Genomic DNA, 13,489 nt, shown 5'->3' with positions numbered 1-13,489 from the left:
TGGCCATGGTTGCTTCCGGCATCGACACTGAGAATACGTCGGACGCGTCCTGAAGGGGGTGCCGTGGCCAGTCGTGCGGAGCGGCAGTTCATCGTCGCCGTCGTGGCGGCCGTGTGGCTGGTCCTGGCGGTCTTCACCGGTCAGCAGCTCACCCCGGCGCCACTCCGGTTGTACTCCGTGGCGGCGTCGGCTGTCGCGCTGCTCGCGGTTGCCTACGAGCACTACGTTTGGCGGTGGCGGCTGGTGCGCCGCTTGACCGCCGTGCCGGTGCTAGCCGGGACGTGGCGGGGCAAGATCACCTCGTCGTTCACGGACGCGAGCGGAAACAGGATGGCTCCGGTCGCCGCCGCCATTCAGGTGGCCCAGACCGCATCTACGATCACGATCACGATGCTGACCGAGGAGTCGTTGTCGCTGTCGACGGAGGCCCGTCTCGTCCGGCTTCCAGACAAGCGATGGCAGCTGACCTGGTCGTACGACAACACACCGCGGACCGAGCACCGAGGCCACAGCGAACCGCACCGTGGCTCCGCCAGCGCCGCCGTCGGTGCCCGGAACGACGAGGCGCTCGTCGGGAGCTACTACACCGACCGTCTCACCCGGGGCGAGATCAGATTCCAGGAATGGAGCGCCACCCGCTACGGCACCGCTGAGGCGGCACTGCAGGCCACCGATTTCGCCCGGCCGCGACCGTTTGTCCAGCGCCGGTCGCAACCGTGAGTGATACCGGCCGTCTGCTATGGGCCCGTCCGGAGCACTACCGCGCCTCGGTTCGCGAAGCGATACGGGCGGCCTGCGCCTCCGTGGGTTTCAACGCCGACTGGAAGGTACTGCTTGTCGGCTTCCCGTCCGGGGACGGCGAAGCGCGAGTTGTGCCCGCACACGGCCCCTACCAGCCGGCCATGTTCGCTGCAGTTCCAGATCGGGTGACCGAGCTGCTTGAGCAGGCCGCCGACCCGCACCCGGTGCACATGGCCGCGGCCAGCGCCGAGGGTCGACTCCGAAGCCTGCGGGACTCGCTGCAAGGCCGAGCGATCACGGAGGTCTTCGAGCGAGTCCCGGACAGCGCCGGGTGGGCGTTCTTCGCCGGATGTCCGGTGCTCGCCGACAGCCTCGACACGCAGGTCGTCCTGGCTACCGAGGCCGCATCGCTCAAGAAGGTCCCGCACCTGCCGTCCGGTGACCACGACCGGTCCCTGATACACGCCCTGGCTGAGGAGATCCTGGAGCGGTTGCGCAACGCGCTGCGCGCTCCGATCGACGGGGACCTGCTTCTACCACTACGAGCACTGGAATCCGACATCGTACGGGCCGCCGCCGCCCGCTTCATCCGGACGACACTGCACAGCGTGGTCGGTCGGCACGGAGGTCAGCCCGACGCTCTGTTCAATGCCCTCTCGGTCCTGCCTTACGAGGGACGCCCAGCGAAGGCCACCCTGCTACTCGCGCCCGAACCAGACATGGTCGACGTCGAACTGCAACTGCACACGCCGGTCGGACTGCGGGACAAGCGCACGATCCGCAAGCTGATGGAGGCGAGTTCCCCCGAGACGGCGCTACTGCTCGACGACGAGGCGAGGGTCTACGGCATCGGGCGGCTCACCGGGGAATCGCAACAGCCCGGCCTGCTGATCTCGTTCCGCGGCCGCGCGTCTTGGGAACTGCGCTATGGCGATCGCGCGCTGCTCAGCATTCGCGACGGCGAGGCGCGGCTGCCGGCTCCTGCCCTGGACCTTGGGCGGCTCAGGGAACTCGCCGAGCGCCTGTTTCCCGACGCCGACACCGGCGCTTTGACCGAGCTCGCGCTGGCCGCTGGTCAGCACTCTCACGGCGCGATGTTAGTGATCTCGCAAGACGCTGCCGGAGAGGCGGCGCGGCTGTCCCCACAGGCCATTGCCGTGCGTCCGGACCCGGTACCGACTGCTCTGTTAGCCCGGCTCACCGCGATGGACGGGGCGATCCTCCTCGATCCGCACGGCCGGTGCCATGCCATCGGGGTGATCCTTGACGGCGTCGCGGCCGGGCACGGCGACCCGGCCCGGGGCAGCCGGTACAACAATCCTGTCCGCTACCTCGACAGCGATCCGCCAGCCACGATCGTCATTGTGTACAGCGCTGACGGTGGCGTGGATATTCTCCCCGACCTGCGACCCAGACAGAATCGACGGCACGTCGCCGGCGCAGTCCAGCGCTACATCCGATTCGCCGATAGGCGCCCGCCAGTGTTCGCCGACATCTTCGAAGCCTGGGACGCCGTGCACGAACTCGCGTTCTACCTATCGCCAACGCAATGCGAGTCGCTGAACGCGGCGACCGGGCGGTTGAAATCATGGTGCGCCGAGACCAGGCGACCGCTGGTCGGCCTAGATAATCTTGAACCTGATCCACTGATGAACGCGACCTACTGGCGGTGAAAAGCCTCGGGCTGCGTCGCGCGGGTCATGGCGGTGTTGGCCGGGCTGGCAATCAGCCGGTCGTTGCGCCCCACGCCGGCTACTCGGCAATAGATCAAGTGGCCACGCAGGAGCAGCCGGGCAGGTTCGGCACGGGAATGTGCCGTCGCAACCCATCTACCGGCAGGTCTCAACACCGAATCTCAACACCGAAGAGCACCCAGCCGTGGTGCGATGCCCCGATCCTGAAGCCCTTGACCTCTGGGTCCTTGTTAACGACGTCGACGTCGACGTCGATGCCGAGCTGGGCGCCGTGTCCGACGAGGCGGTTTCGAAGCCGGCGTCGACACATGTCTTGGTGAGGGTGGGGGTAGGTTGTGGCCTCAGGGATGGTCCCCGCTCTCACTTATCAGGGCGCCCTGTGTCTGCTCGGCCGGCACAACTCGAAGGCGCTGACCCTCTGGACAGTCTGCTCGGCGGCGTGATCCTAGCGGCTGGGCCGGCGGCGTTCGGCGGGGCGCAGGCGGCGGCGTTCCTTTCGGGCGCGGTGAATCAGAAGAACGAGCCGGTTGGGCTACTGCGCGGCCCGGTTGCGGTCGGTGCCCGGCGGCTGTCAGGGGGCGACCGGCCGCGATCGGTTCGAGCTGTTGCATGCAGGCAGCGCACCCAACGATCGTGGGGGCGGCGCTGTTCGAGGCATGGCAAGCGCGGCTAGGTCCGGTGTGGGCAGATGGGGGGCCGCCCGGCCCTGCCGTGGGCCAGCTGGCTACGTCAACGCAGCGAACCCGGCCGCCGCTTTGATGATGTCCGCTCGGTCTCCCGAGTCAGAGCCTCGGAGGGCAAGGGTAGCTACTATTACGGCACCGGCCACTGGTACGCCGACCACGATGAGGGTGGCCCAGGGGAACGGGTTTGATTGCATAATGTGGCTCTCCACAACGATCTCCTACGGTTCGTGACCGAGCGGGAGACGCGCAGGACTCAGCCCGGCCGCCTATGGGCCAATTACTGAGGTCCTGCTCCGACTAGCAGAAGCCTTTGCTGCTCTGACACACGCGCTCTGTGTAGCTACCGCTATGTATTCGGCTCGTGTTCCCGTCTGGCATCATCTATAGGTGGTTCGTCCGGTAGTCGGATCCGGAGTTCGCCGTGAAGCATCGCCAGACGGGCGGACGCCACCCGGAGGGGTGGACACTTGCCGGACAGCATATCCGGTCATGCGGCCTGGGTGCTGGGGTTGCGTGAGACCAATGCTCCACAGGTGTATCCCGCCCCGGGCGACGATGATTGATCACCTTTGACGCCCAACACGCTGGACCAATCGGCCGGAGAAACAGTCGACCCGGCGGACCTCGTCGAGATTGACGAGACGGCAGGCGGAGACCGCCGAAAGATCGGGACTTCGCGCACGACCGTCAACTCCTGCGATCATGCGGGGATGTTGCCGCCGCCGGGAGCCTCGGGAAGTCCCATCGCCGCCAAGGATTCGTTCGACGTGCCGGTCTTCATACGCTGGTCCGGCCCGGATCTTAAACCGGCACGTCGACCTATGCCCTCGCGGGTTGCCAGGGCATGGCGTCCCTGGCCAGGCCAAGGGTCGCAGATCCCGGCCGGCGGCGATTACCTGGCCACCACAACTTGGCGGGATGTTCTTGACGCGGCGCTGTCGGTCGGCCGGGATCCGACAGCATGGCTCACCGCCGTACCGGCACTTGCCTGGTCCGAGATCGTGGCCCGCAGATCGCCGCTGGTCGCCTACCTCTGCCGCAGCGAGATTCTGTCCGCGGGCGCGGTAGCCCGGCACATCGTCGAACCAAACGTCATCTACACAAGCGGTACGGAGGACACAGCCCAGTCCGCATTCGGATATCGCATCGGGATGACGATGGCGGAGTGGGCCTGTCGTGGCCTGATGAGCCTAGGGCCGACGCTACACGCGGAGGCTCGGGCCCCAGTCGGGCATGGACCGGCGTGGACCCCGTCGCTCGGCCTGCCGGACCTCATCGGATATCACCCCGCGACCGGGCTTGCCTGGATCGTCGAGGCCAAAGGAGGACGCCGGCTCGGTCTACCACGTCTGCGCGAAGGTGCGGCGCAGCTCTGCCGGCCCGGCCTGATGACGGGGCCGCACGTCAAAGTTCTGTGCGGCACCAGCCTCACCGATCGACTGTTCATGACAATCGACGTCGAGAATCATGATCCGGCGATGTCCCCGTGGCCGGAGCAGGCCGATGCCGCAGCTACCGATCGGATTCTCATGCTTGCCCAGTCACGCATGTTGACATACTTTTCGCTGCGAGCGTTGCCGGCGGAATCACTGCGGATTCTACCGATCGGACCGGGTGTCGAGGATCGGCGCAGCCGACGCGGCAGCGCTGCCACTGTCACGCTCCTTGAGGACGACGAGTCCACACACGTGGAGCGTCAGCGAGCTCGCCAGGATTCGAGCTATCTGCAGCGGCCTGGCGAAGATCGACTCGACATGCTCACCGGCGCCGTACCCGGCACCGACCTCGTGCTCGGCATGTCCCGGCGCTTGTACGCCGCGTGCGAAGAACTAGCGCGGCAACAGGATCAGATCGCGGTGATGGTGGATCAGGAGATCCCGCGCCCGCACCGCGACGAGGCTGACGACGTCGCCGATCAGATCAATGCCGCACGGAGGCAATTGCTCTACCAAGAGGTGGGCAGGTCCGAGGCACGAAACCGTACGCGCGAAGCGTTCGAATCGGCGCAGAGCCGCAACTGGTGGTCGCTGATCGACCGTCCGGCGCGACTCACCCCAGAACCTGGACAAGATGTACTGGAAGCGGCGACCGAGGACACCTATCTGGCCCTGGACGCGCGAACCGCTGAGCTGGCGATGCCGCGCCGATGACGAGCGGGTCGCGAGCTGCTGTAAATCGGCCCGGCCCGACCAGGCCGCCTTGCCCCGTCAAGGGCGCGCATGCGCGGCATGCCACTATGTCGTCTCGTTGTTGTACCCGGCACGTGCGGCAACCTGCTTCAGCAGGTACCCGAAGGCACGCCTCATCCACTCCTGGTGCTCGTCGGTAGGCAGTGGCAGCGGTTCGGTCGTAGCGCGACCTCCGAGCTGCCACCGTCCGCGGCCGACGGCGGCTACCGGGGCAACCCCACTGTGATCATGCCGTACCGCAAGCCCGCCGACGGCAGCGACCTGCCCGCCTGGAAGCAAGCCCTCAACGTCGAACACCGCACCGTCCGGGCAGGAGTCGAACATGCCCTGGCCAGGATGAAGTGCTTCGAGATCCTGCGTGACTACCGCCGCGCCGCCCACACATTGGCCGACGCCGCCTCCGGCATCGCTAACCTCCACAACATCATCCTCGCCGGTTGAACACCGGCGTGATGCCGGGCAACGCCTTCACCAAGTTACGAGACGTCCCTTAGCCAACCGCCGATCGCCAAGATCAGGTGCGCTGATCTGCCACGACTCGCGCTGTCGTCTTCTGGTGGATGGCGTCACGCTCACGGCGACGCCGCCACCGGCGGCGGCTAGCGTCACGGCGCGGTAGTTGCCGAGGCAGCCGTCGCGGCGAACAAGGAGATTTAATCCAGAAGAGCCTTAATGGATTACCACCACCGACAGCAACCGTGACGGCAACGTGGATTGACAGCCGCAGTCGATCAGGACCTGACATCGCAGCGTCGTAGTGCCTCTAAGGTCCTGGCGACGGCGGCGAGACAATCTCGACGGCCAGCGTCAACTCGCTACGCGAAGCCCTTTTACAAGTACAAATTGAAGAAAGTCACTGAACTGGAAATGAACGGTGCCATCCTCGTGGTCGAGGAAATCTACCTGTTCGCGACACACCCCCTTCTCAGAAACGAATCCCCACCAGTCACCAGTGCCAACCGGCGCAACCGCAACAAAGTCCGGTACAGCGTATGCGCCCAAATTCACGGAGAACAGATCTTCATCAGAACCATCGGAGGACCTGACCGGCAATAGTTCAACGAACGAGAAAACGCCACCACCGAACACCTGCATGAAGCGCTTATATTTCGACGGCAGTTGCGTCCCTAACGCCGCCTCCACGGCAGCGAGCTCCGCATCTGTCGCAATCATGGAGTCGAAGAGTTGAAACCCTGGCGGATACTGCCTACCTGCTATTCCCGCGCGGAAGGATTCAACCTGAGCCTCAAGCTCTTCGAACTCCATCACTCACCTCTTCGCTATTCCAGCAAGGTTAGTCGTACCAAAGGTCAGGGCCATAATGTCCCCAACCTTGCTCCTGAGAGCGATACCACCAGTGTAACTGCGTGTCTTCAGACCGCATCGCACCGCTGACGCCTTGATTATTTGCATTCGGGTGAAGCTGGGAACCCGGCCCTCTGTGCGTAACCTGGTCTAGTTCATGAATTGGCGATCCAGGCATTTGGTCGGCGTGGTGAATTTCGGGACGATCACCTAGATGCCTCGGACGCAGCCCATGCGCCCCGCGGCCAATATCGCCCCGAGTCCACGGCCCCTCAATCCGAATCGGCGGCACATTCGGACCCGCACCCGTCGCCGGGAAACAACTACAGCTGACACCCGGAGGAGTGTCGCCACAGTTATGAACCAGCACCGGCGTTTTGCCGGCCACCACATAGTACGTGTGAACGTCGGCGACGGTGAGGTCCCGCATGGTTTGGTCGCCAGTGAAGCTGCGGACTGCGGCAACGGTCATCACCTCGCCGGTCGCGCTGTGTAGCCGCTCGGTAGGTTGGAGGTCCTTCGCGTCGGTCCATTTTCTGCGGGTTTTGCTCCAGAATGGGTGGTGCTGGGTGGTGTGGAGGGTGGCGGTCTTACCGTTCTCGTCTAGTACGGTCAGGTCGGTGAGGTCATTGTCTTGGTTCTCGTGGAGGTCGGTGACCGGCTTCTCGGTGGTTTCGCCTGTTTCCGGGTCGGTGGCGAGGACGAGGTCGCCGACCCCGACATTACCGATCGCACGGGAGGTGCCGTCAGCGAGGAGCACTGGGGTGGCGGGTGCGAAGCTGTGCAAACACCCGCCCTTGCCCTTAAAGCCTGTCCGCGCGCCCGCCGCGATTGATACTGCCGTGATGCCTGACTCTGTCCAGCTTGCCGCCGCGTCTTCCCAGTTTCCGTTGGCAACACTTCTCCAGGTATTTCCGAACCCCTTGTAGGTGTTGACGACAGCCATCGGCAGCGAAGTTACTGCGGATTTCCAGTTTGAGGCGTAGGTCTTTCCTGCGTTACCGAGCGCGGTCGTGATCGACATCTTGCCGTCCATCACGGCGTTGAAGTCGTTATAGACGGAGGCCCACGAATCTTTGATCCGCACCGCCGTCGCGGTGATGGGGTCGATCACTGCACGTTTCGCGCCAGTTAGCATTCCGCTGCCGATTTTGCCCCAGAAGCTCTTCTTGGGCTTCGAGGGCGGTGTCGCGGGGGAAGGCGGCACATAGGTGCCGGCTCCGTCATTGATCCAAAGCAGGCCCGACGGGTCGCTGAGCGTGACCGGCGAGTTGATGGCATACGTGTAGGGGTTCCACTGTTGCGGGTCGGCGACGTCCATGATCGGGTCGACGGAGACGAACCGGCCTAGCACCTGGTCGTACTGTCGGGCGCCGATGTTGACGAGGTTGGTGGGGTCGTTATCGCCGCCGACGAAGCCTTTGTTGTTGGGCCAGGTGGGGTTTGCTCCGCGTGGGGTGCCGTAGGGGGTTTGGCGGCGGGTGGTGACGGACTGGGTGCCGGCGTTGATGGCGATCTGTTGGGTGCCTTGGTGGTCACTGTAGAGCCAGGTCAGGTTGGTGATCGCTGAGCCTGCGGTGCGGCTAGCGACCGTCGTGCCGGCGAGGTTGTAGTAGCGGGTGCCGGTGTTGACGCCGCCTTGACGACGAACTTCCTGGCCGGGTAGGTACAGAGTGGTGCCGGTGGTGTCGCGTCGGATGAGCCGTACGCCGTCGGCGTCGTAGATGTTGGTTTCGATGCTCTTACCGCCGGAGCTGACGGTGGCTAGTTTGTCCTCGGCGTTCCAGCCAAGGGTTTGGCTGTTAGTTCCGGTGGCGCAGTCGTTGGCGGTGTTGCCGGCCGGACGGCAGGTGGTGTTGCCGGTGTTGTCGTAGGCGTACCTGTTGATTACCTCGCTCTGACCCGAGGCCCGCGTCGTCATGGCCGTCACGGCGTGCGGGCGTACGACGTTCTGGCCTCCCGTGGGCGTGGCGTACGAGCGGATGGTTTCCCCTGAGGCGGTGTGACTGGTCTCGGTCACCCGGGAGCCGGTAGTGGTGAACGTCCAGTCCTGCCAGTAGGGTGCCGGACCGCCGAGATTAGCCACGCTTGGGTCGGTCTTGCAGCCCACCCCCACCTTCGGCGTCCAAGCGGTCTTGAGTCGTCCGATTTCGTCCTGGCGGAAACACTGGATGTCCGTGTTACCAACTTGCGGGGTTTCTGCGATCGAGGTGATGTTGCCGGCGTCGTCGTGGTCGAAGTTGCGATCCGAGACGGTGCCCGCTACATTTTGCCGTTCGATGGTGGTGCGCTTGATCCTGCGGGTCGCCTCATCCCGGTAGACGGTGTCTTGGGTGTAGACACCGTTGGGCATTTTGTAGACCGAACCGTCGCGCTCACCGAAAGTGGTGTAGGTGGCGGTGGCCATGGTGCCCACCGAGCCGGTCAGGCTGGTGTTGATGCTCGTCGGCATGCCGGTGGTGGCGTTGTAGTCGGTGGTGATCTGCTCGGTGACCAGACCACCAGCAGCCGGGTAAGAGAGCGATACCGGCGCGCCGGTGGCGTCGGCGTATTCGTAGCCGTAGACGTAGGTGGAGTCCAGGTCCGCCTCGACCGCAGGAATCACATAGTGGAAGCCCTTGGGCTGATACCGGGCGTCGAAGCTGCGCACCTGCCACTTGTAGGCGTTCGCCGAACCCGCCGGCTCGTACCGAATGGCCTGGGTTAACTGGCCCTTGTACCCAGGCTGACCGGTATACAGGGTGTCGTATTTCCACTCCGCGCGCAGCGCGCCCGTCGAGGAATCGTCTCGCAGTTCCTTCTTCCGGCCGAGAGCGTCGTAGACGTACCACAGCGCCTCGCCGCGTGCATCCACGGTCTTGATCGGCTCGTCGGCGTCGTTGTACGTGGTAGTCGTGACGCCCTTGTCGGGGTCGGTTGTCCGCCATTTGCGGCCCTTGGCGTCGAACTCATACACCCATTGGTTGCCGTCAGGGTCAACGTTCTTGACAGCCTGGCCCTTGCGGTTGAACTCGTACCGGGTTTCCAGATAGCCGCCTGTCACCCCGGCGGGGGTGTTGTGTTGCCGCAGTGCGATGGTGCGGCCCTCGATGTCGGTCAGGGTGGTGGTGGGGGTGGCACCGGCCGGCGGGGTGACCGTGCTCAGGTCACCCTCATTGGAGGTGACGGTGCGCCACTTCTCCACCAGGTTGATCTCGCCATCGCCTGCCAGGAAGATGCTGGTGGTGGCTCTGGATGCCCGGTCGAACAGGGTCTTGGATACCGAGGGTACGGACCATTCCGGCTCCCACCAAAGGGCTCCGGACGGGGTGCCTGGTTCGGCGTGGGCCGCGTAGGTGGTGGCGGCCCGGCCGAACTCGTCGTAGATGGTGTCGGTGACGACCCGGGAACCGCTACCGCTCATAGACAGGCTTTGCGTTTGTCGGGGCCGAAGCAGGCCGTCGAGAATCTGGTAGGAGGTGACGTAGTTGGCGTCGGCGTTGAGGACCTGGTTGGTCACGTACGGGTAGGTGTCCCGGTTGGAGGCGAAGTTGTAGGTGTACTGGGCGTACGGTTTGGTCGGGTTGCTTTCGATCGACCAGCCTAGGTTCCACACCTTGGAGGTGCGGCCCAAGGCGTCGTACTGCACCTGAGCGGTCACTTTGCCGTTGGGGTCGGTGGTTTTGGTGGTGGACCCCCAGTAGGGGTTCATTTCCGCGAACGAGGTCCAGTTGAACGATGTAGGGCCTGTCGTGGCCAACTTGGTGACTGGGCCTCCGACCGCGGGGGTGTATGCGGTGGTGGTGACGTTGCCCTTGATGTCGGTGGCGGTGAGCACCCGACCCGTGAGGTCGTAGGTGGACTGGGAGACCGTCTGCCATACCGTGCCCGTGTCCGATGCCCAGCCCTTGAGCTGTTCGTTCTTGGAGACGGCACCGAACGTTGGTGGGGTGTCGGCGCTGCTCGCGCCGTCGTAGGAAAGCCTGACGTCGGAGATCACGTCATCGACGCCGGCCGGGTTCTTGCCGCAGGCCAGCGCCGTGGTAGTCGTTTGTTTAACCGTTTCCGTGAGGTTCTTGCTCAGATTGCGGTTGTAGCTGAAGCTGACACATTTTTCGTCGCCGGTCTTCGAGATATCGCCATCATCTTGTGACCACCTTTGCGTGCCGTACGTGTCGTCGAAGCTCGTCGTCTGCCCTGAGGTACGCCAGCCCCGCCCGCCGTCCACACCAAGCGCGATGGACGTGTAGGTGGCTTGCGTGTTTACGAACCGCGCCTCAACCGTGTCGCCGTTGATCGTCCGGCTGGCGGTCGGCGGGGACCGCCACGGCACGTTCACGGTTCTCGACACCGGCTTGGTCGCGACCCCGTTGTAGTCGACCTGTTCGCGGATCTGGCCGGCGAACTGGTCCTCGTCGTAGACGGTCTCCGAGCCGACGGAAGCGGGGACGGTCACGGTGCGTGTTCCGCCGGACGGGCTGGCCTTGTCGCCGTGCATACCCCGCATGAATTTGGTGGCGGTCAAGCTCTGGGTGGCCGGATCAGACCCGACGCGGGTGTTGACCTGGGCGTAGCCTCGCCACTGCGACCAGGTCTTGCGGTCCGGCTTGGACAGCCCGTCGTCGTCGGCGTAGTGCCACGCGGGCGCGCCCGGGTACTCGTACCAGGTGTGGGTGGCGTCTGCTTGCCGGCTGTCTTTGAGCTGCACATCGTTTTCGGCGATGTGCTCGACCCGGTATTTGTGCCACCACTGCGTGACGAGTCGATCGCCGCTGGGGTCGTCCGGGTCCGGTACCAGCACCGGGTAGCAGCGCTTCGTGTTCGTGTGGGCTGCCAGCGATTCGGTGTTGGCCGCGGTGCACTCGGTGTCGCTGTAGTCGACGTGGATGATTGCGCCGGTTTCGGTCTTGATGTCGGAGATCCGCAGCCAGTTGTCCGATGTGCCGTGCTCGGTCAGCACCCGGTTCGCCAGCGTGGTCGCGGTGAACGTGACCGGCGGCAGGTTGACGGTTCCGTTGACGTGCCCGGCGTGGTCGATCTTGTCGAGCCACAAGCCGGTGTGCGTGGAGTCTGCGGTGGCGGTGAACGTGTGGTTCAGGGTCCACGACTCGACGTTCTGCCAGTCAGGAGTTGGCACGGTGGTGTCGTAGACCTTCGTGGTGATCGTCTTTAGGCGCTTGGTGGTCCAAAAGGTCGGTGAGTACTGCTGCGGACACGACGTGGCGGACGCTTTGCATTCCTGGTCCCAGGGGGTGTCTTTCCAGGAGTCCTTGACTGGGCTCGCCTCGGTGCCGCAATTGGAGAAGCAGCGCATGTCGGTGTCGAACACCACCTGGGCGTAGGGCGTGGTGTTGCGCTGGGTGACGCCGTGTGTCGCCGCGGTCCGGTCGTAGGTGCCGTAGTCGATGCGGGTGAGGTAGCCGGCCCGGTCGTACGACACGTCGTCGGAGTCGGTGACGTTGCGGGCGTACTTGTTGGTTTCCTTGCCGTACCACAGCGACATGGTGTTGCCTCGTACGTCAACGACGTAATCGAGGTTCCACCGCCATGCCTGGACGCAGTCGGAGCTGGTGAAGGTGCTCTGGTGGCAGGGCTCGCTTGAGTGGTTGCCGAACACTGGCATGGTCAGCGTCGAGTTCGTCTTAGCCGATTGACCTGGTAGGGCATGCATGCCGAAGAAGTACTGCGTACCGTCGGTGGTGGTCACCTTCCAGTACTCCCCCACGTCACCGTAGGTCGAGTCACCGCTGTCGCCGTTGGTCGCGCCTGTCAGCTTCTCGATCTTCGCACCGTCCTCGAAGCGGGAGTGCCAGCCCTTGCCCGCCTGGAACACGAGCTCGCCACCGCCGCCGTTTAGGTTCAGGGTGGCGTTGTCGGATCGCCAACACTGGTCGCCGGTGCGCTGGGTGTTGTTCGCGCTGTTTTTCATGTCTTCGGAACATGGCACGTAGCGGCGCTCGATGAAGCCGGGCGAGTAGTCGAAGCCCTCACCGATCCACGAGGGCTGGTTGTTGGTCACCTCCGATCGCCCATCCACGGCCGACGACGAGTAGGCCAGCGTCACCGACGGCGCGGGGCCGGTCGCCGGCGCGGTGCGTACCGGATACGACCAGGAAAAGTCGCCTGATGAGTCGCCGGAGGACCACGATGATGAGGCAGTCAGACTGGTGGCGGTGAAGTCACCGTCCTTGCCCGAGGCGCCTGCGGCCAACACCACGAACGACGCCGCCTGCTGCTCGATCGCGGCACCGCCCGACGGTCGTTCGCCGGTCCTGGATACCGACGGTGGACGCGCGGCGGTCACTGCGACCTCCGCCGTCGCGACACCGGCGGCGAGGTCATTGGCGGTGCGCAGTGGGAAAGACCGGCACCGCGGGTCATCCGGGGTGGACAACGCGCATTCGGGTACCTGCCACAACTTCAGCCGTGACGCCCACTCGCCACCGGCGGCGTACCGGAATTTGCTGTAGTCCACCGAGATCTTGGCCGTGCCTGCTGCTTCGTCGCGGGGGGTGCTCAGCTTCATGACAAGTCCGTCACGCCACGACTGCGGCACTGCCGCCCGGTCCATTACCTGCACATCGACCGCGGCGAGGCGTTCGCCGGCCTTACCTGCGGCGCGGTCTACCCAGACGGGCAAATCACCCGCCTTCGCCCCACGGCCACCGGCCACACGGGCACCAGTCGTATCAAGCTCCACGTGGGCGGTCCCGGCGCCCGGCCACACTGGCGCGGGCGCCGGCGCGTACTGCACCCGCTGCTGCTCCCAGCCCTTACCCGCGACCGGCCCGCCGTCGTTGTCCAACTTCTCGGCCGGCACCGGATGCGGCCGCCGATTGGGCTGGGCCTGGGCGGCGGGCACACCCACCAGGAGCGACGCGACCACCGTGGCGGC

General features: G+C 64.9%; 5 protein-coding genes and 1 pseudogene. 4 read left to right on the top strand and 2 right to left on the bottom strand.

What is annotated here, in order from left to right; translation table 11 throughout:
• The first annotated feature begins 63 nt into the window (after positions 1-63).
• The 4 genes and pseudogenes from AB0877_RS07135 to AB0877_RS07120 form a co-directional block, all read left to right on the top strand.
• Positions 64-720: a hypothetical protein gene (locus AB0877_RS07135; protein ID WP_366607434.1), complete on the top strand. Its 657-nt coding sequence runs from the start codon at positions 64-66 to the stop codon at positions 718-720.
• Entirely contained in the window at positions 717-2,414 is a 1,698-nt protein-coding gene (locus tag AB0877_RS07130) for a hypothetical protein (protein WP_366607433.1), read from the top strand. Before AB0877_RS07135 ends, AB0877_RS07130 begins: the two co-directional genes overlap by 4 nt.
• Before the next feature lie 1,276 nt (positions 2,415-3,690).
• Complete coding sequence (locus AB0877_RS07125; protein WP_366607431.1) at positions 3,691-5,271, top strand: hypothetical protein; 1,581 nt, start codon at positions 3,691-3,693, stop codon at positions 5,269-5,271.
• Positions 5,272-5,502: 231 nt separating this feature from the next.
• Positions 5,503-5,751, top strand: a pseudogene (locus tag AB0877_RS07120) (transposase family protein); the annotation flags it as partial.
• Positions 5,752-6,117: 366 nt separating this feature from the next.
• On the opposite strand, the gene AB0877_RS07115 reads toward AB0877_RS07120, so the two are convergent.
• Positions 6,118-6,576: an SMI1/KNR4 family protein gene (locus tag AB0877_RS07115; RefSeq protein WP_366607429.1), complete on the bottom strand. Its 459-nt coding sequence runs from the start codon at positions 6,574-6,576 to the stop codon at positions 6,118-6,120.
• Positions 6,577-6,604: 28 nt separating this feature from the next.
• Entirely contained in the window at positions 6,605-13,480 is a 6,876-nt protein-coding gene (locus AB0877_RS07110) for a polymorphic toxin-type HINT domain-containing protein (RefSeq protein ID WP_366607427.1), read from the bottom strand.
• Positions 13,481-13,489: the final 9 nt, after the last annotated feature.

The organism is Micromonospora sp. NPDC047644, assembly GCF_040704315.1.
Lineage (GTDB): Bacteria > Actinomycetota > Actinomycetes > Mycobacteriales > Micromonosporaceae > Micromonospora.
This window is presented reverse-complemented; position numbering and strand designations above follow the sequence as displayed.